Below are 18,134 nucleotides of genomic sequence, written 5' to 3' on the forward strand. Positions count from 1 at the left end.
CGGACTGGAAGGTCAAGATCAATAGCAAGAGCATCCACGCATGGCGTGGATCTACTGAGTGCGGCTGTGGCATTTGATCTGGGTCCGCCTTGAGCGAGCCGAGCATCGCAGGGGAATCAGGGGTGAAGAGGTGCCGATGTCTGAGCGCAGCGAGTTCGGCACCGTCCCCTGATTCACCGAGAAGCGCAGGGGACCGACGTGTGAAGCACGGCGGCTCGCGACCTGGCGGCGTGTTTCTTTGGTTACTTTCTTTGCACGAGCAAAGAAAGTGACACCTCCCCGCAGGCGCGGAAAAGACCTGCCTGGCAGCGCCCGGCACTACCAGCGCTTCGGCACCCTCAGCCCTTCTGACTCACCGCCACGCTACCCAGAATCAACGCACCGGCAATCAGCATCTGCAACGTCACCGGCTCACCCAGGAACAACCACGCAAACGCTGCGCCGAACAGCGGAATCAGGTAGGTCACCGTCGACGCGCGTGACGGGCCGATACGGCCGATCAGGCGGTAGAACATCAGGAACGCCACGCCGGTGCAGGCCACGCCCAGCGCGATCGCGGCGCCCCAGGCCTTGCCCGGAATCGCCGCCTGCGGCCAGTGGCTCACCGCCATCGGCAGCATCCACAGCGAGGCACACGACAGCGTTGCCGCCGCCGCGGCTGCCGACGGCAGGCCGGTCATGTGCCGCTTCACCAGGTTCACGCCCAGGCCGTACAGCAGCGAAGCCGCCGCACCGGCCAGCACTGCGGTACCGATGCTCAGGCCAGAGACCTTGGCCGTGGCCAGCACCACCACGCCGGCGAAGCCCACCAGCAACGCGCCGGCGCGGCGCATGCCAATCTTCTCGCCGAAGAACAGGAACGCGATCAGCGCGGCAAACAGCACGGTCATCGCATTGCAGATCGCACCGATCGCGGCCGGTGCCTGTTCGGCCGCGTAGGCAAACAGCACGAACGGCAGCGCCGAGTTGATCAGGCCGATCGGTGCCAGCCACAGCCAGCGCCGCGGCGGGAACTGCGCGCGGGCGCGCCACAGGAACGGCAGCAGCACCAGCGCGCCCAGCACCAGCCGCACCTCGACCAGCGCGAACGGGCCGAACGACGGCACCGCCACCCGCATGAACAGGAACGAGCAGCCCCAGATGGCGCCCAGCAGGGTCAATTCCAGCGGCGTGCGCCAGTCGCGCTCGGCCGCCTGTGGGACCGCATTCATGCCCTGCCTCCGTCCATCGTCTGTTCCTCGCCAAGGCAGACAGGATCGGGCGCAGACGCCCGCCGCACAAGCGCGTAGTATCGCTGCCAGCCACAAATATGGTTTGAGGCTCGATATGCAGCTACGCCCTTCCCTGCTCCCCGCACTGGCCGTGTTCGCGGTCGCCGCACGCCACCAGAACTTCGCCCAGGCCGCGCAGGAGCTGCACCTGACCGCCAGCGCGGTCAGCCACCACGTGCGCCGGCTGGAGGAGGTGCTGGAAACCCGGCTGTTCCTGCGCCACGCCCGCGGCGTGCGCCTGACCGCCGAGGGCCGGCAGCTGGCCGACGCCGCCAGCGCCGCCTTCACCGATGTCGCGGCGGTCGCCCATCACCTGCAGCCGGATGCCGACAGCGTGCCGTTGCGGATCACTACGCTGCGCTCGCTTTCCTACTGCTGGCTGCTGCCGCGACTGCCTCGCTTCACCCAGGCCTATCCACACATCCGCATCGAGCTGCACACGGGCAGCGGCCTGGATCGCTACGACGACAACGGGCCGGAAGTCGGCATCCGCTACGGGCTGGGCCAATGGCCGGGCTTGCGTGCACAACACCTGATGGATGACTACCTGTTCCCGGTGGCCTCACCGGCGCTGGCCGGGGTCGAAGCACTGGTCGATCCGGCGCGCATCGCCGACCTGCCGCTGCTGACCGATCTGTCGCCGCAGGGCTGGCGCGACTGGTTCCGCCACGCCGGTGTGCGCCCACCGTCGCCGCTGCCGCCGATGCACACCTTCGCCGACAGTACCGATGCGATGCGTGCAGCGGTGTATGGCATGGGCGCGGTGCTGGCGCGCACCCACATCGCCCAGCCCTACCTGCAGCGCTACGAGGTGGTACGCCTGCCCGGCCCGGCGCTGAAGGCACGCTACGCCTATCACGTGGTGCATGCCGAAGGACAACCGCCGAGCCCGGCCGCGCGCCTGTTCATCGACTGGTTGCTGGAGCAGGCACAGGACGAACGCACGCCGATTCCGGCATTGCCGGACAGCCTGCTCGGGCGCCCGGCCACGCGCGCCTGACTGCGCCCTCACCCGTTCTTTGCTTCACGCTGGCTAGGCTGCTGGCGAACCCCACAACGTACCTATGCCATGGCCATGCTGCGACTGCGCATCACCGGAACCGAAGACGACGCCCGCGCTATCAGCGACCTGCTGCTCGGCCTGGAGGGCATCGAACATGTCGAGGAAACCGACGACCTGATGCCGCACATGGACGACGACGATTCCAGCTCGGCCGGGCTGTCCGACGACATCGGCCCGGGCATCCACGAACTGGAAGTTGAAGTCGGCAATGAAAGCACCGCGCAGAAGGTGCGCGATGCCGTGCAGGAACTCGCGCTGGAGCTGGATGTGTTCGTCGAGTACGAGTCCGACGAGGGCTGATGCCGGCTGGCTGCCGGCATCAGCCTTCACCTCAGAGGTTGGGCGGCAGCTTGCGACGGCGGCGACGCCACCACGCCCGCACACCCCAGGCCGCGATCAAGGCCAGCACTGCCACCGGCAGCAGCGCGGCAACAGCGCGGATCAGGAACGCAACGCTGGTGCTGAGGATGCCGCCCGATTCGCTCAGCGCCTCACCGATCTCGCTGCGACTGCGCTGGCCCGAGGTGGTGTCGAAGTGGATCGTCACCAGCTGCGTATCGATGCGCCGGCGCTGCTGCGCGGCATCCTTGCTGGCCTGCTCGACGCCCGCTTCGATCTCCGACAGGCGCGTGGTGATCGCCATCAGGTCTTCGATCTTCAGGTCCTTGCGGTCCTGGTAGGACAGCAGCCGCGCGTGTTCCTTCTCCAGCCTCGCCTTGGTCAGTGCCGTATCGGCCACCTCCTGCGCGAGGTCCTCGGCGCGCGTGTTGCGTGACTGCAGCGTGCCGCCTTCACCGGCCATCGCGATCAGCGGCTCGGTGCCCTTCGGCGCGATGCGCACCTTGACCTCGCCGCTGGGCTGCTCGCCGCTGCGCTGGTCTACCTGCAACACTGCACAGTCGCCGAACTTCGCGCTCTGGCAGGCCTGCGCCACCTGCTGGATGCGGGGTGCGATCTGCGCCGCTTCCAGCTGCACCTGCACATCGTGTTCGTAGGCGAGGAATGCGCCTTCCGGCGAAGCGACAGCAGCATCGGCCGCGGTGGCACCGGCCTCTGCCGCGCGCTCACCGTTCTTGGCACAGGCCGCCAGCGCCACCAGCAGCACCGGCGTCGCTATCACACGTGTCCACGCACGCAGCGGCCTCACAGTGCCGCTCCGTCGTAGGACATCACCGCCAGCGTGCCCAGATCCACCTGCGGCACGCAGCGCACGTTCACTGCCACCATTGGCGTGCCGGTGCGCGGGTCCACCGCTTCGCTGTAGGGCGCGACGCCGCACTCACGGCAGTGGTGATGATCGATGTGGGCCTTGTTGAAGTGATAGGTGGCCACGTCCGCCGGATCGGTGCACAACTGGAACGCCTCGCGCGGGGCGAACCACAGCAGGCTGCCGCGGCGACGGCACATCGAGCAGTTGCAGTCGATGACGTCGCTGATCGGGGCTTCGGCCTGTACGGTGAATGCAATCCTGCCGCAATGACAGCTTCCCTGGTATTCCATGTCCTGCGCTCCGCTGGAGGGTCCGTGTCTGCGCCCATGGTAATCCTATGGCACGGGGACAAAGCAGCTCCGGGGCCCTATGCTCGGGGTTTGACCCTGTACAGGAACGCCGATGCGCCCGCATCTTCTTGCCCTCGCCCTGGTCGCCGCCCTGGCCGGTTGCCAGCCGGCCGACGCCCCGACCAACGCTTCCACCCCGGCCACCAGCCAGCAGGCTGGTGACGCGGCGGTCGATGCCGCCTTCGCCGATCTGTCCAAGCGCGCCCTGGACACCTGGATGCAGCTGTCGCCGGTCAGCGCCACCCAGATCGGTGACCACCGCTACGACAGCGAGCTGGACGACCTCAGTGCCGCCGGCCAGCAGAAGACCGTAGCCGCCTACAAGGCGCTGCTGGGCGAGCTGGACAAGATCGACGTGGCCAAGCTGGGCCGCGAGAACCAGGTGGACGCGGCGATCCTGCGCAACCAGCTGCAGTCGGAAATCTGGAACGCCGAAGTACTGCAGTCCGGCAAGTGGGACCCGCAGCTGTACAACGGCATCGCCGGCAGCGCGATCTACGGCCTGATGGCGCGCGAGTTCGCGCCCCTGCCGGAGCGCCTGAAGTCGGCCACCGCGCGCATGGAAAAGCTGCCGGCGATCTTCGCCCAGGCCCGCGAGAACCTGGATCCGGCGCGCGTGCCGAAGATCCATGCCGAGACGGTGGCCAAGCAGAACAAGGGCATCCTCAGCATCGTCGATACCTTCATCACCCCGCACATCGGCGAACTGCCGCAGGCCGACCAGCAGCGCCTGCAGGCCGCCATCGACGGCCTGAAGAAGGCCGTGGACGAGCAGCAGACCTGGCTGGACAAGACCCTGGTGCCGAATGCCAAGGGCGACTTCCGCATCGGTGCGGAAAAGTACGACCAGAAGCTGAAGTTCGCGCTGAGCTCCTCGCTGTCGCGCCAGGAGATCGGTGAGCGTGCACGCGCCGAACTCAAGCGTGTGCGCGAAGACATGTACGGCATCGCGCAGACCGTGCTGAAGGACAAGCCGGGTGCGCCGGAGATGCCGGCCCAGCCGACCGACGAGCAGCAGCAGAAGGCCATCGAAGCTGCGCTGGAACTGGCCTACGCCGACAAGCCGGCACGCGACAAGGTCGTCGACGATGCCAAGGCCGCACTGGAGCAGTCCACCGCGTTCGTGCGCGAGCACGACCTGATGACCCTGCCCGACGCGCCGGTGGACATCATCCTGATGCCGGAATTCCAGCGTGGCGTGGCCGTGGCCTACTGCGATTCACCGGGCCCGCTGGACAAGAACCTGAAGACCTTCTACGCCGTGTCGCCGATTCCGGACGACTGGAACGACAAGCAGGTCGACTCGTTCCTGCGTGAGTACAACTCGCGCATGATCCACCTGCTGAGCATCCACGAAGGTACTCCGGGCCATTACCTGGAAGGCTGGCACTCGGCCAAGTTCCCCTCCACCCTGCGTGCGGTGCTGCGTTCGGGCCTGTTCGCCGAAGGCTGGGCGGTCTACACCGAGCGCATGATGCAGGAGCAGGGTTACCTCAACAACGACCCGCTGTTCCACCTGGTGCAGCTGAAGTTCTACCTGCGCACGATCTCCAACGCGATCCTCGACCAGGGCGTGCACGTGGACAACTGGGATCGCGAGAAAGCGATGCACCTGATGACCCACGATGCGTTCCAGCAGGAAAGCGAAGCCTCGGGCAAGTGGGTGCGCGCGCAGCTGACCTCGGCGCAGCTGCCGACCTACTTCGTCGGTGCGCAGGAACACTTCGACACCCGCAAGGCGATGCAGGACAAGCTGGGTGACAAGTTCAACCTGAAGGCCTATCACGACCAGATGCTGTCCTACGGCGCACCGCCGGTGCGTTTCGCACGCCAGCTGATGCTGGACCAGCCGATCGAGTGATCGCGCCGGTGTGAGGTGAAACAGAACGGCCCGGGGAAACCCGGGCCGTTTTTTTGTTCGGCGCCCCGGGATGGCCCCATCCACGCATGGCGTGGATCTACTACCCGCCTGCCAGTAGATCCACGCCATGCGTGGATGGCATTCAATTCAGCGCGCGATGCAGCAGGCGCTCGAACTGCACGTCACTGCATCCATACTGCCCACACCCGGGAAGGGCGAGCTCCACCCGACCGGGTGGCTGTACATCGTTCAACGGCAGCGCATCACGCAGTTGCGCGGTGGTCGGGTAGACGTAGGCCAGGCGGAAACGCTCACCACCACTTTGGCGATCACGCCAACGCTCGAACTGCAGCAGACCACCGATCGGTGTCTTCTCGTATTGGCCCGGCAACGTGTAGTCCGTGATACCCAACGCCGCCAGCAGCGAACCGATATTGGAATCATGACCGACCAGCAGGCTCACCTTCGGCGATGCGGGATCTTCCAACAACGCATCCACGCGTGCCAGCAGCGGTCCGGCCACATCGCGCGCTACTTCGGGCGTTCCGAACAGGATGTCCTGGTAGCGGTTGCGGATCTGCGCCAGCGCCTGCCATTGCGCCTCGGTGGTCAACCGGCCCCAGCCTTCGCGGGGGATGCCACTGCCCTGGTAGTGCTCCATCAACAAGGCATCGACCAGCCCGCTGGCCAGGGCCAGTGATCCGGACGCGCGAGGCTCCTTGCCCGGTTCCGCACTGAAGGTGGTATCGGCCAGCGCCAGATGGCAGTTGCTGCGGCCCGTACATGCCGCCGACTGCGGGTAGAGGGTGATCCCCTCCACCACGGACAGTGCCGGTGCCAGATCGGATGCGGACAGCGCCTGCTGCATCGCCGATACCGCACGTGTGCGGAACGCCGCGTCATCGCGGTGTACAACCGGGTCGAACAACGGATCTATCGTGCCCAGCGGCATGCGCTGCTCGACCGCAACATGACAACCCGGGAAGGCACCGGCAACGAAGAACTGCGCGGTGGCCTGGGTGCGCTGCAGGCTGTTGGCATGGGCGTGGAAGTCAGCCGGCTGCGGGCAACCCGAGGCCGGCAACAGCTGCGCCTGACGCAGCCACTGGCCGATGTAGCGGCCCATGTAAACCTCCAGCACGCCGCCCTTGGTGGTCAGCTCGCCGGGGCCTACGTCCCAGCGTGGCCAGCGCTCCTGCGTCGCATGGGCCAGGGCGCCCGATGCCACCACCGGCGCGCGCAGGTTGTGGCGGCTGAGCAGGATGACCTGCTCGAGGGCTTCGCCTTCCACTGATGGCGATGCAGCGGCTGCGGCTGTGGCGACCAGTGCCAGCGCCAGCAGCAGGGGCCGTAGAGAACGAATCATGCGGGTCTCCGACCCCAAGGGATGCATCCACTCATGGCGTGGATCTACTGGTCGGCAGCCACAAAACCACCGGTCTGCCGCGCCCACAAGCGCGCGTACAGGCCACCGGCCGCAATCAGCTCGGCATGGGTTCCGGTCTCGACGATGCGACCCTGATCCATCACCACCAGCCGGTCCATGCGTGCGATGGTCGACAGCCGGTGCGCGATCGCGATCACCGTCTTGCCGCCCATCAGCTGATCCAGGCTGTCCTGGATCGCCGCCTCCACTTCCGAATCCAGCGCCGAGGTGGCTTCGTCCAGCACCAGGATCGGTGCATCCTTCAGCAGCACGCGGGCAATGGCAATGCGTTGGCGCTGGCCACCGGACAGCTTCACGCCACGCTCGCCGACATGTGCGTCGTAGCCACGACGCCCCTGTCCGTCCACCAGCGTATCGATGAAGGCTTCGGCACGTGCCTTGGCCACCGCAGCGCGCAACTGCTCATCGGTCGCGTCCGGACGGCCGTACAGCAGGTTGTCGCGGATCGAGCGGTGCAGCAGCGAGGTGTCCTGGGTGACCACACCGATCTGCTGGCGCAGGCTTTCCTGGGTGACGTACGCAATGTCCTGGTCGTCGATCAGGATGCGGCCGCTCTCCAGGTCGTACAGGCGCAGCAGCACGTTGACCAGGGTCGACTTGCCGGCACCGGACGGACCGACCAGGCCGATCTTCTCGCCCGGCTTCACCATCAGGTCCAGGCCGGCGATTACGCCGCCCTTCTTGCCGTAGTGGAAGTGGATGTCCTGGAAGTGCACGGCACCACGGGTCACCTGCAACGGCACCGCATCCTCGCGATCCTGCACGGTCAGCGGCTGGGCGATGGTGGTGATGCCATCCTGCACCGTGCCGATGTCCTCGAAGATGCCGTTGATGGTCCACATGATCCAGCCGGACATGTTGTGGATGCGGATCACCAGACCGGTGGCCAGCGTGATCGCACCGACAGTGATGTGGCCGCCGTTCCACAGCCACAGCGCGAGACCACAGGTGCCGGCAATCAGGAAGCCGTTGACGATGGCGATGGTCAGGTCCATGCCGGTGGTGATGCGGGTCTGCGCGCGGTGCTTGACCGCCAGCTCCTGGATCGACTCGGCCACGTAGGCCTGCTCGCGCCCGCCATGGGCGAACAGCTTCAACGTGGGAATGTTGGTGTAACCATCGACGATGCGGCCCATCGCCTTGGAACGTGCTTCGGACGCAATCCATGCGCGTTCCTTCGCCCGCGGAACGAAGTAGGCCAGGATCACCGCGTAGGCCAGCAGCCACAGGATCAGCGGCACCATCAACCGCCAGTCGGCCTGCGCGAACAGGTACAGCGCGGTGCCGGTGTAGACCACGATGTACCAGAGCGAATCGACCATCTGCACCGCCGACTCGCGCAGCGAAGTACCGGTCTGCATCACCCGGTTGGCGACGCTGCCGGCGAAGTCGTTCTGGAAGAAGCTCAGGCTCTGCCGCACCACGTAGTTGTGCATCAGCCAGCGCGAGCGGTTGCTCAGGCCGGGCACGATGGCCTGGTTGACCAGCAGGTTGTGCAGGCCGACCAGGATCGGCCGCGCGATGACCGTGATGAACAGCATCCAGCCCAGTTCATTGGCGTGGCGCTGGAAGAAACCGGCACCAGGCTGCTCGGCGACCATGTCGACGATGCGGCCCAGGTAATCGAACATCGCCACTTCCACCAACGCCAGCAGCAGGCCGGCGATGAGCGTGGCCAGCAGCACCGGCCACACCGGGCGCAGGTAGTGCAGGTAGAACGGCAGCACCTTGCGCGGTGGCATGCGCCCGTCCACGGGCGGGAACACCGGAATCAGGGATTCAAACCAACGGAACATTGCATTCCCTCGCCATCAATAGCCGGCGGAGTATCCCACGCCGCGTGTGTACGCCAGCCGACGTTCGCCGCGGCTCCGGTAGTGCCGGCCGCTGGCCGGCAACCTTGCGACGTTTCCGGGGATCATGAGGTTGCCGGCCAGCGGCCGGCACTACCCATCGGATTCGTCAAACGGCAGCGCCGGGCCACGCCCGGCGTCGTCATTTCACCGGGGTGAACAGCAGGTCCTGGAAATCGAAGCTGAAATCAGTCAGGTCGGAGATCGACTGCATGCGCACCTCGCGTACCTTTCCGTCCGGGTCCAGGCTGAAGTTCACGAACGCGTCGGCGTTGAGCGAACGGTCGTCCCAGCGCACGATGAAGGTGTCGTGCTGCCAGTGCTCCAGGCGTCCGCTCAGCTGCGCGGTCTTGGCAAAGCGCAGGCGCAGTCCCTTGCCCTCGGCACTGACCTGCATGTCGCCATACCAGCGGTCACGGAAGGTGCCGGTGTAGCCGGCCAGTGCCAGCGACGGCTTGCTGCTCTTGTCACGCGCGCCCTGGTGCTTGGCCCAGGCCTCATCGGCCTTGTCCTGGCCCTTGGCCACGGCCTTGGCATAGGCATCCACCCAATCGTGCTTCTCGCCGCCCAGGTAAGCGTCAATCACGCTCAGGGTGATCGCATTGAACGCCGCGCCCACTTCCTGATTGGTCAGCACCACCACGCCCAGTTTCTCGCCCGGTACCAGGGTCAGCCGCGAAACCATGCCCGGCCAGCCACCGGTGTGCCAGACCAGTTTCTGCCCGCGATAGTCGCTCAGGCTCCAGCCTTCGCCGTAGCCAGCGAAGTTGGCCCGCGCCGGTGCCAGCTCCGGCACGCTCGGCGCCGGGATCGACTGCGGGGTGATCATCCGCCACATCTGCTGCTGGCTCTTGTCGCTGAACAACGCGGTGCCATCGGCCAGCTTGCCCTCAGCCAACTGCACCTGCATCCAGCGCGCCATGTCGTGTGCGCTGGAATAGATGCCACCGGCGCCGGCATTGTTCGACCAGGTCAGCGGTGCAACGGTGCGCAGGTCCTTGAAATCGTACTTGGCGTGGCCAACTGCGGCCTTGTCGCCCGGCTTCAGGTGATCGGCGTTGTAGCGCGTGCCGGCCATGCCTACCTTGTTGAAGATGCGGGTCTGCAGGAACTGCTGGTAGCTCATGCCGGAGACATGCTCGATCACCTGCTGGGCGACCGCGTACAGGATGTTGTCGTACGCATAGCCCTCACGGAAACCGCCCTTCAGCGGCACCTTGCCCAGCCGTTCCACCACTTCGGCATTACTGTAGGAGGTGGTCGGCCAGAACAGCAGGTCACCGGCGCCCAGGCTCAGGCCGCTGCGATGCGACAGCAGGTCGCGGATGGTCATCTGCCCGGTCACGAACGGGTCGGACATGCGGAACGACGGCAGGTGGTCGATCACCTTGTCGTCCATTTTCAGCTTGCCGTCCTCGGCCAGCAGGTTCAGCGAGGTGGCAGTGAACGCCTTGGTGTTGGAAGCAATGGCGAACAGCGTATCGGCCTGTACCGGTTCCGGCTTGCCCTGCTCGCGCACGCCCCAGCCGCGCTCCAGCACCACCTCGCCATCCTTGACTACCGCCACGGCAATGCCGGGCACGTCGAACTGCGCGCGCACGCGCTCGACGGTCGCATCCAGGTCCTGCAGCTGCGCCGGGGTGGCAGCGCTCGCCATGGTCGTGCATGCCAGCAGCACGGCTCCTCCAATCCAGGGTTTCATCCAGCACGATCTCCGAACAGGGGTGGCGGCCATGTGCAGGCCGTCACCGGGGTTTCGCGCGATGGTAACGGTCTGCGGCGCAACCTGCCCTGTGCCATAGGAGGGGTGTCATGGGCGGGAACGGCCAACCGAGCAACGGCTCCACCATCATTCCGTGCCTGCGCTATCGCGACGCGCAGGCCGCCATCGACTGGCTGCAGCGCGCCTTCGGCTTCCATGCCCAGGCCGTCTACGCCGATGGCGATACGGTGTTCCATGCACAGCTGACCTTCGGCACCGGCATGATCATGCTCGGCTCGGCCGACAAGGAAAGCGAGTGGAACCAGCATGCGGCGATGCCTGATGAGGTCGGCGGCCGCCAGACCCAGAACGCCTGCGTGATCGTCACCGATGCCGATGCGCACTATGCACGGGCCAAGGCCGCCGGTGCCCGCATCGTCATCGACATCGCCGACCAGGACTATGGCGGACGTGGCTACGCCTGCGCCGACCCGGAAGGCTATCTGTGGTGGTTCGGCAGCTACGACCCCTGGCGCGCGGACCACGGCCAGTGACCGCGACCGCCCGGCAGGCGGAGATCCGCTGCGGCATCGGTGGCTGGGTGTTTCCCGAATGGCGCGGCGGCGTTTTCTACGCCGTGGGCCTGCCGCAGCGTGAAGAACTGGCCCACGCCAGCCGTGCCCTGCGTTGCATCGAAATCAACGGCACCTTCTACCGCACGCCCACCGCGGCGCAGTGCGCGCAGTGGGCCGCACAGACGCCGGAAGGCTTCCAGTTTTCGATGAAGGCGCCACGCTACCTGGTGCAGCGCCGCGACCTGTCCAGCACCGTGGAGGCCGCCGCGCCTTTCCTGCAGGCGGCGATTGCGCTCGGTGACCGGCTTGGCCCGTTGCTGTGGCAGTTCGATCCGCGCCATCCGGCCGATGCCGATGCATTGGGTGCCCTGATGGCGCAGCTGCCGAAGCAGCTGGAAGGAGTGCCGCTGCAGCATGCGCTGGAGGTCCGCAACGCCGAGGCACATGGCCCGGCACTGGTCGACACCGCGCGCCGCCACGGCGTGGCGCTGGTGATCGAGGACAGCGACGAGGCGCCATTGCACGGCGATGTCAGTGCCGGCTTCGTCTACGCGCGGATCAAGCGCAGCCAGGCCCGTTTGAACGAGGGCCTGCCGGCACCCGTGCAGCAGCGCTGGGCCGAACGCGCACGCCGCTGGTCACGCGGCGAGCCGGTGGACGACCTGCCCTGCCTGGCCGAGCCGGCCCCGGCAGAGCCGCGCGAGGTCTACCTGCTGTGCATCGGCGCGGGCAAGGCACGCAACCCGGCGGCGGCGATGGCCCTGCAGCGGCGGGCGGACGCCCCCAGCAATTCCCCACGCGGATAGCGCTGCGGTCATCGGCTTGCCTCACAATAGGCGGATGAGCACACCCGACACCCGCAAAGCGCTGTGGCAGATCCACTTCTGTGTCCTGCTGTGGGGCGTCACCGCCATCCTCGGCAAGCTGATCACCCTGCCCGCATTGCCGCTGGTGTGGTGGCGCATGCTGCTGGTGACGGCGATGCTGGCCCTGCTGCCGCGGGTCTGGCGCGGGCTGCGCACCCTGCCCCTGCGGCTGGTGGCCGGTTACGCCGGCATCGGTGCGCTGGTCGCCCTGCACTGGCTGACCTTCTACGGCGCGGTGAAACTGGCCAATGCCTCGGTGGCCGCCACCTGCATTGCACTGGCCCCGGTGTTCACCTCGATCATCGAACCCTGGGTAGCCAAGCGGCCGTTCCAGCTGCGTGAACTGGCGTTCGGCCTGGCGGTGCTGCCGGGTGTTGCGCTGGTGGTCGGTGGCGTGCCCGATGGCATGCGCCTGGGTGTCTTGATCGGCGCGATATCGGCGCTGCTGGTGGCGGTGTTCGGCTCGCTCAACAAGCGCATGGTCAGCCACGCCGATCCGCTCACGGTCACCGCCCTGGAGCTGGGTGCCGGCACCCTCACCCTGACCCTGCTGGCACCGCTGATGCCCTATCTGCTGCCAGCACTGGCCAGCCCGCTGTGGGTGATCCCGAATCTGCACGACGGCATCCTGCTGCTGGTGCTGGCCGGGTTCTGCACGCTGCTGCCGTTCGCCCTGGCCCTGGTCGCACTGCGCCACCTGAGCGCCTATACGGTGCAGTTGGTGACCAACCTGGAGCCGGTCTATGCGGTGGTGCTGGCGGTGGTGCTGCTGCGCGAGCAGCACGAGGTCACGCCGTGGTTCTACCTGGGCGTGGCGATCATCGTCGGCGCGGTATTCCTGCATCCGCTGCTGAACCGCCGCAAGCCGGTGCAGCATCCGGAAATCCTTGGCACGGCCGAAGCGCGCAACATCGCCGATTGAGTGCATCCACGCATGGCGTGGATCTACTGAACGCAGCGACGAGCGGAGCGCGGATCAATCGGTCAGCGCTGCGGCCAGTGCCATGCCGGGGCATCCAGCAGGCCCTGCCCGCTCAACAGCGTGCGGCCCTGTTCCTTGTGCAGGTGCAGCGAGTGGCAACCCGGTGCCTGCTCCAGTGCTGCGATCAATCGGCTGGCGTGTGAGACCACCCATACCTGGCTGCGCGCACTGGCCGCGATGATCAGCCGCGCCAGCGCCGGCAGCAGGTCCGGATGCAGGCTGGTCTCCGGCTCGTTGAGCACCAGCAATGGCGGTGGCCGCGGCGTATGTAGCGCGGCAGCCAGCAGCAGGAAGCGCAGGGTACCGTCAGACAGTTCGGCCATCGACAACGGCCGCAACAGCCCCGGCTGGTGGAAGCGCAGGGCCAGTCGACCGTCCAGCTCTTCGAAGCCGACCGTGGCGCCGGGGAACGCATCGTCGACGCTGCGTGCCAACGCGACCGGATCTCCGATCTCGAGAATGGTCACCCAGGCTGCCGCCAGATCCCGGCCGTCGTGATGCAGCACCGGCGTGCGCGTGGCCATCACCGGTTGCCGCGCCGGGGCATCGGCATCGCTGCGGAAATGGTCGTAGAAGCGCCAACGCCGGATGTACTCACGCAGGGCGATGGTTTCCGGCATGCGCTGCGGATCGCCGACCTGGGTGAACAGGCTGTCGAACAGAGACAACCGGTCATCCACGAGATCCCAGCCGCGCGCCTGGCGTTGCCGCACGATTGCCCCACGGCGATCAACCAGCAGGTTGGCGCTGCGCAGGAACGGCCCGGCCCAGATCGCCTCCGCCTTGATCTGCGGATCCAGCGCAAACGCCGAACGGCTGGGCGGCGGGTAGCCCAGGTCGATGGCATAGCCGAACTCGTCGGTGGTGAAGCCCAGCTTCAGCCCCACCGACGCCTGCCGGGGCCCGCCCTGCAGCGGGATCTCGCCCGCCGCAACCCGGCGATCGATGGATTCGGGGCCGGCCCACAGCGCCGAACCAAGCCCCCCTTCGCGGGCCAGCACCGCCGCGACGCCGCCCTGTGCGGTCTCCGCCAGCAGGCGCAGCGCGCGGTACAGGCTGGACTTGCCACTGCCGTTGTCACCGGTCACCACATTCAACTGCTGTAGCGGCAGTACCAGCCCGTGCAGCGAGCGATAGTGAGCGATGGCCAGGGTCTGCAGCATGGTCGGTGTCCGTGGGAACAGGAACGGCATCTTCGCCGGGCGCAATCGCACAGGCCGCGACACGGCGTTGCCCCATCGGCAAGAGCATCCACGCTTGGCGTGGATCTACTGCATGCGGGGCTCAGCCGGCCGGTTCCACCCGGTTGCGACCATTGCCCTTGGCCCGGTACAGCGCCTTGTCGGCGCGCGCCAGCATGTCATCCACGCTTTCACCTGCCTGGTGCTGTGCAACGCCGATGCTGATCGTGACCGGGAAACCCAGCGGAAGGTCTGCCACGGCCAGGCGCAGGAACTCGCATTGCAGTTCGGCCGTGCGCAGATCGGTGCCCGGCATCACCGCCACGAACTCTTCGCCGCCATAGCGCGCGGCCATGCCACGACCGGCAAAGTGCGAGCGCAGCAGCACGCCCAGCTCGGCCAGCACCCGGTCGCCGGTGGCGTGGCCCTGGAAGTCGTTGATGTGCTTGAAGTGGTCGATGTCCAGCAGGGCCACGCAGGCCACTCCCGGTTGCCCATCGATCTCCGCCACCGCCTCTTCCAGTGCCGCCGCCATCGCGCGGCGGTTGGGCAGGCCGGTCAATGCATCGGTGCGGCTCTGTTCGGCTAGGTCGGCATTCTGCGCCAGCAGCACGTCCTGGTACTCCGACAGCAGGCGCTCGTAGTCATCGCGTTCCAGCATGTGCTTCTGGATGTCGAGCGCGAAACGGCGCAGCTCCATCACCAGCATCACCTGCCGTGACAGAGCGGCCAGTGCTTCGGCCTTGTCGCTGGGCAGGTGCTGCGGATGCGCATCGAACACGCACAACGTACCCAGTGGCAGGCCATCGGAACTGATCAGTGGCGCACCGGCGTAGAAGCGGATGTGCGGGTCGCCGGTCACCACCGGATTGTCGTGGAAGCGGATGTCCTGCAACGCGTCCTCGACCACCATGATTTCCTGCGGCTGCAGGATGGCGTGACCACACATCGATTCGCTGCGCAGGTTCTCCGCCGCATCGATGCCCTGGATCGACTTGAACCACTGCCGTTCGACGTCGATCAGGGTCACCGCCGCCATCGAGGTACCGCAGACCGCCTTGGCGATCGCCACCAGGTCGTCGAATGACTTCTCGCGCTGCGAATCAAGGATCCGGTAACGGTACAGCGCCTCGAGCCGAAGGGCTTCGTTGGCAGGCTTGTCGGGCTTGATCATGCAGCGTCACATTCCGGCAGGTCACTGCGGAGTCTAGCCGAAGCCGGTGCGTAATCCGCACAACGGGTAGTGCCGGCTGCTGGCCGGCATCCCGTGCTCATTCGATGCCTGGTGCAGCCGGCCGCCGGCCGGCACTACCGCGCGTTACCAGTCCAGCTGCTTCGGCAGCAGGCCCTGCAGTTCCTGTTCGGTCAGGTTGCGCCACTGGCCCGGCTTCAGCGCGCCGATCTTGATGTTGTCGATGCGCACGCGGCGCAGCTGGGTCACGCGATAGCCGAATTCGGCAGCCATCAGGCGGATCTGCCGGTTCAGGCCCTGCTGCAGGGTGATGCGGAAACCGAACTTGGCGATGCGCGAGGTCTTGCACGGCAGCGTCATCTGGTCGTGGATGCGCACGCCGCGCGCCATGCCGCGCAGGAACTCATCGGTAACCGGCTTGTTCACCGCTACCAGGTATTCCTTCTGGTGGCCATTCTCGGCGCGCAGGATCTGGTTGACGATGTCGCCGTTGCTGGTCATCAGGATCAGCCCCTCGGATTCCTTGTCCAGGCGGCCGATCGGGAAGATGCGCTGTTCGTGGCCGACGAAGTCGACGATGTTGCCCTTGACCGAGGTTTCGGTCGTGCAGGTGACGCCTACCGGCTTGTTCAGCGCGATGTAGACGTGGCGGCGGGCGCCGGGCTTGCGTGCGACGCGCGCGCGCAGCGGCTGGCCGTCGACCAGCACCTGGTCTTCCTCGCCCACCACCGCGCCGGTACCGGCCGGGTGGCCGTTGACGGTAACGCGGCGCGCGGCGATCAGGCGATCGGCCTCGCGGCGGGAGCAGAAGCCGGTGTCGGCGATATGTTTGTTGAGTCGGGTGGTCATTGGCCCATTATCCGGCATCGCCGCCCGCTGCGCTTCATGCCAGGGCAGGCGGATCGAGCTCCTCGCCATCGAAGACCCGGTTGCGGCCCGCCCGCTTGGCCACGTACATGGCATGGTCGGCCCGCCGCAGCAGCCCAGCCAGATCGTCCTCGCCCGGCCGCCACTGCGCCAGGCCGATGCTGGCGGTCACTTCCAGCCCCGGCACCTGCAGGGCCTGGCCGGCCTCGGTGATGCGCTGGCGCAGCCGGTCCAACCGCGCCGACGCCGCCTCGCGCGGCATGCCCGGCATCAGCAGCAGGAACTCTTCGCCGCCCATCCGCACCACTTCGTCCTGGCTGCGCACCGCCGTGCGCAGGGCACGCGCCACCGCCACCAGCACCTGGTCGCCCACCGCGTGGCCATGGCGGTCGTTGATGTCCTTGAACAGGTCGATGTCGAGGAAGCCGATCACCAACGGGCCACGCTCGCGGTCAACCCGTTCCAGGTGGCGGGCCAACTGCTGCAGGCCGGCGCGGCGGTTGGGAAGCCCGGTCAGGCCGTCGGTCTCGGCCAGCTGGCGCAGTTCATCACGCTGCTGGCGCAGCCGGCCCAGCCGCTGGTTCAACGCATAGGCGGCCATCATCAGCAGCCAGGTCACCGCCAGCTGCAGCGCCTCCACCCGGTACTCCATCAGCCACTCGGCGCCGCAGGCGTCAGCGATGATCAGTACCAGCAGCGGCGCCAGTGCGGCCAAGCCCGCCTGCGCCCAGCGGTCACCCCGCAGCCAGGCCCAGATACCGGCCCCCAACGCCAGGCCACAGCCCAGCACGTACGACACCTGCAGGGTCTGCGCGACCCACGCCAGATGTTCCCAGCGCAGCCACGGCACCAGCGCGGCCAGCGCCAGCATGCCCCACAGCACGGCCTGTTGCAGCGGCCGCGAGCGCGGCAGCACACGGTCACCGCCATTGAGCCGCCACAGCGCCGGCAACACCAGTGCCTGGGTTGCAGCAGTCAGCGCCAGCAGCCACCAGGCGCCGCGCTCGCCCACTGGCAGCCAGGGTTCCGGATAGCCGCTCAGCCCGCCGAGGATGGCCTGCCACAGCACCATCACGGTGGTGCCGGCGATGTAGACCAGGAAACTGCGATCCCGGGTGGTCAGGAAGGCCATCAACGCCGACAGCGCCAGCGCGATCGCCACCGCGATGCAGGCCGCGCGCACCAGCAGGCGGGCGGTGTCGTTCTGCTGCACCGGGCTGGGCGCGCCCAGCCGCAGGGTCGGTACCCAACGTGTCTTCAGCGGTGTCTGCCAGGAGACCAGGAACGGCTCATGGCTGCCGGCCGGCGGTACGGCCACCAGGCCGATACCGGCCCGGAAACGTGAATCGCGGGTGCGCGCGTCGTTCATGTTGCCGCAGATCTCGCGGTCACCGTGCTGCACCCGGACTTCACCGGCAAACACGTTGAACACGTCCAGCGCCTGCGGTTGGCCCGACCAGCCCTGTGGCGGAGCCGGTACCAGCACCTGCTGGCGCGGGCCGGACAGCATGCGCGGCGTGCACGCACGATGCGGGGTGGGCTCATCGGTAGCGCCACCGACCAGCAGGTAATCGCGCCCCGATTCCACCGCTGCGGCCTGCAGCGGCCACGGCGTCGCCAACCACGCCAGCAGTACGACCAGCACCGCTCCTGTTCCGTACTGCCACTGCCTGCCGCCCACGCCACATCCTGTTGTTGCTTACGCCCGCGCCCA

Annotated in this window: 16 protein-coding genes; 6 read left to right on the forward strand and 10 right to left on the reverse strand. The window is 67.2% G+C overall.

Annotated features, from left to right (window positions below):
- Positions 1–338: 338 nt before the first annotated feature.
- A complete protein-coding gene (locus EKL94_RS14770; RefSeq protein ID WP_126929650.1) occupies positions 339–1,211 on the reverse strand; it encodes a DMT family transporter in 873 nt (290 codons plus the stop codon).
- Between the two features lie 115 nt (positions 1,212–1,326).
- Between EKL94_RS14770 and EKL94_RS14775 the strand changes: the two genes are divergently transcribed.
- Together EKL94_RS14775 and EKL94_RS14780 are read left to right on the forward strand one after the other, a co-directional pair.
- Complete coding sequence (locus EKL94_RS14775) at positions 1,327–2,271, forward strand: LysR substrate-binding domain-containing protein (protein WP_126929651.1); 945 nt, start codon at positions 1,327–1,329, stop codon at positions 2,269–2,271.
- Between the two features lie 69 nt (positions 2,272–2,340).
- Positions 2,341–2,634, forward strand: a complete 294-nt coding sequence (locus EKL94_RS14780; protein ID WP_126929652.1) for a hypothetical protein — start codon at positions 2,341–2,343, stop codon at positions 2,632–2,634.
- A gap of 31 nt (positions 2,635–2,665) precedes the next feature.
- On the opposite strand, the gene EKL94_RS14785 is transcribed toward EKL94_RS14780, so the two are convergent.
- Both EKL94_RS14785 and EKL94_RS14790 read right to left on the reverse strand, forming a co-directional pair.
- Positions 2,666–3,481 (reverse strand): DUF4349 domain-containing protein, encoded by an 816-nt coding sequence (locus EKL94_RS14785; protein ID WP_185830038.1) that lies wholly within the window; start codon positions 3,479–3,481, stop codon positions 2,666–2,668.
- Positions 3,478–3,834, reverse strand: a complete 357-nt coding sequence (locus EKL94_RS14790) for a GFA family protein (protein WP_126929653.1) — start codon at positions 3,832–3,834, stop codon at positions 3,478–3,480. The genes EKL94_RS14785 and EKL94_RS14790 overlap by 4 nt, the downstream gene beginning before the upstream one ends.
- Positions 3,835–3,946: 112 nt before the next feature.
- On the opposite strand from EKL94_RS14790, the gene EKL94_RS14795 reads away from it, so the two are divergent.
- Positions 3,947–5,755, forward strand: coding sequence for a DUF885 domain-containing protein (locus tag EKL94_RS14795; protein ID WP_126929654.1), 1,809 nt, complete (start codon positions 3,947–3,949; stop codon positions 5,753–5,755).
- A 142-nt stretch (positions 5,756–5,897) separates the two neighbouring features.
- Here EKL94_RS14795 and agp read toward each other — a convergent pair whose 3' ends face one another.
- The 3 genes from agp to EKL94_RS14810 all read right to left on the reverse strand — a co-directional run bounded on the left by agp (position 5,898) and on the right by EKL94_RS14810 (position 10,757).
- Positions 5,898–7,121: a bifunctional glucose-1-phosphatase/inositol phosphatase gene (gene agp / locus EKL94_RS14800; RefSeq protein WP_126929655.1), complete on the reverse strand. Its 1,224-nt coding sequence runs from the start codon at positions 7,119–7,121 to the stop codon at positions 5,898–5,900.
- 44 nt (positions 7,122–7,165) lie between these two features.
- Positions 7,166–8,998, reverse strand: coding sequence for a multidrug efflux ABC transporter SmrA (gene smrA, locus EKL94_RS14805; RefSeq protein ID WP_126929656.1), 1,833 nt, complete (start codon positions 8,996–8,998; stop codon positions 7,166–7,168).
- 199 nt (positions 8,999–9,197) lie between these two features.
- Entirely contained in the window at positions 9,198–10,757 is a 1,560-nt protein-coding gene (locus EKL94_RS14810; RefSeq protein WP_126929657.1) for a serine hydrolase, read from the reverse strand.
- 110 nt (positions 10,758–10,867) lie between these two features.
- Between EKL94_RS14810 and EKL94_RS14815 the strand changes: the two genes are divergently transcribed.
- From EKL94_RS14815 to EKL94_RS14825, 3 genes are read left to right on the forward strand one after another with little or no spacing between them, the layout of a single operon-like run.
- Entirely contained in the window at positions 10,868–11,311 is a 444-nt protein-coding gene (locus tag EKL94_RS14815) for a VOC family protein (protein ID WP_032128347.1), read from the forward strand.
- Positions 11,308–12,138, forward strand: a complete 831-nt coding sequence (locus tag EKL94_RS14820) for a DUF72 domain-containing protein (RefSeq protein WP_126929658.1) — start codon at positions 11,308–11,310, stop codon at positions 12,136–12,138. Before EKL94_RS14815 ends, EKL94_RS14820 begins: the two co-directional genes overlap by 4 nt.
- A gap of 34 nt (positions 12,139–12,172) precedes the next feature.
- Positions 12,173–13,120 (forward strand): DMT family transporter, encoded by a 948-nt coding sequence (locus EKL94_RS14825; protein WP_126929659.1) that lies wholly within the window; start codon positions 12,173–12,175, stop codon positions 13,118–13,120.
- Positions 13,121–13,182: 62 nt separating this feature from the next.
- On the opposite strand, the gene EKL94_RS14830 is transcribed toward EKL94_RS14825, so the two are convergent.
- The 4 genes from EKL94_RS14830 to EKL94_RS14845 form a co-directional block, all read right to left on the reverse strand.
- On the reverse strand, positions 13,183–14,343 hold the full coding sequence (locus EKL94_RS14830) for an AAA family ATPase (protein ID WP_126929660.1): 1,161 nt from the start codon (positions 14,341–14,343) through the stop codon (positions 13,183–13,185).
- A 121-nt stretch (positions 14,344–14,464) separates the two neighbouring features.
- Positions 14,465–15,535, reverse strand: coding sequence for a sensor domain-containing diguanylate cyclase (locus EKL94_RS14835; RefSeq protein WP_126929661.1), 1,071 nt, complete (start codon positions 15,533–15,535; stop codon positions 14,465–14,467).
- 144 nt (positions 15,536–15,679) lie between these two features.
- Positions 15,680–16,402 carry a pseudouridine synthase gene (locus tag EKL94_RS14840; protein ID WP_005408708.1) on the reverse strand — a complete coding sequence of 241 codons (723 nt, stop codon included), beginning with the start codon at positions 16,400–16,402 and terminating at the stop codon, positions 15,680–15,682.
- Positions 16,403–16,436: 34 nt separating this feature from the next.
- Positions 16,437–18,101: a sensor domain-containing diguanylate cyclase gene (locus EKL94_RS14845; protein ID WP_126929662.1), complete on the reverse strand. Its 1,665-nt coding sequence runs from the start codon at positions 18,099–18,101 to the stop codon at positions 16,437–16,439.
- Positions 18,102–18,134: the final 33 nt, after the last annotated feature.

The organism is Stenotrophomonas maltophilia (assembly GCF_003970865.1).
Taxonomy (GTDB): domain Bacteria; phylum Pseudomonadota; class Gammaproteobacteria; order Xanthomonadales; family Xanthomonadaceae; genus Stenotrophomonas; species Stenotrophomonas maltophilia_AR.

What these genes read in the sequence shown, in the direction of transcription:
- smrA (WP_126929656.1), bottom strand. Translation starts at nt 8,998, where the DNA reads ATGTTCCGTTGGTTTGAATCCCTGATTCCGGTGTTCCCGCCCGTGGAC.
- agp (WP_126929655.1), bottom strand. Translation starts at nt 7,121, where the DNA reads ATGATTCGTTCTCTACGGCCCCTGCTGCTGGCGCTGGCACTGGTCGCC.
- EKL94_RS14780 (WP_126929652.1), top strand. Translation starts at nt 2,341, where the DNA reads ATGGCCATGCTGCGACTGCGCATCACCGGAACCGAAGACGACGCCCGC.
- EKL94_RS14840 (WP_005408708.1), bottom strand. Translation starts at nt 16,402, where the DNA reads ATGACCACCCGACTCAACAAACATATCGCCGACACCGGCTTCTGCTCC.
- EKL94_RS14810 (WP_126929657.1), bottom strand. Translation starts at nt 10,757, where the DNA reads ATGAAACCCTGGATTGGAGGAGCCGTGCTGCTGGCATGCACGACCATG.
- EKL94_RS14835 (WP_126929661.1), bottom strand. Translation starts at nt 15,535, where the DNA reads ATGATCAAGCCCGACAAGCCTGCCAACGAAGCCCTTCGGCTCGAGGCG.
- EKL94_RS14775 (WP_126929651.1), top strand. Translation starts at nt 1,327, where the DNA reads ATGCAGCTACGCCCTTCCCTGCTCCCCGCACTGGCCGTGTTCGCGGTC.
- EKL94_RS14825 (WP_126929659.1), top strand. Translation starts at nt 12,173, where the DNA reads ATGAGCACACCCGACACCCGCAAAGCGCTGTGGCAGATCCACTTCTGT.
- EKL94_RS14770 (WP_126929650.1), bottom strand. Translation starts at nt 1,211, where the DNA reads ATGAATGCGGTCCCACAGGCGGCCGAGCGCGACTGGCGCACGCCGCTG.
- EKL94_RS14790 (WP_126929653.1), bottom strand. Translation starts at nt 3,834, where the DNA reads ATGGAATACCAGGGAAGCTGTCATTGCGGCAGGATTGCATTCACCGTA.
- EKL94_RS14815 (WP_032128347.1), top strand. Translation starts at nt 10,868, where the DNA reads ATGGGCGGGAACGGCCAACCGAGCAACGGCTCCACCATCATTCCGTGC.
- EKL94_RS14830 (WP_126929660.1), bottom strand. Translation starts at nt 14,343, where the DNA reads ATGCTGCAGACCCTGGCCATCGCTCACTATCGCTCGCTGCACGGGCTG.
- EKL94_RS14795 (WP_126929654.1), top strand. Translation starts at nt 3,947, where the DNA reads ATGCGCCCGCATCTTCTTGCCCTCGCCCTGGTCGCCGCCCTGGCCGGT.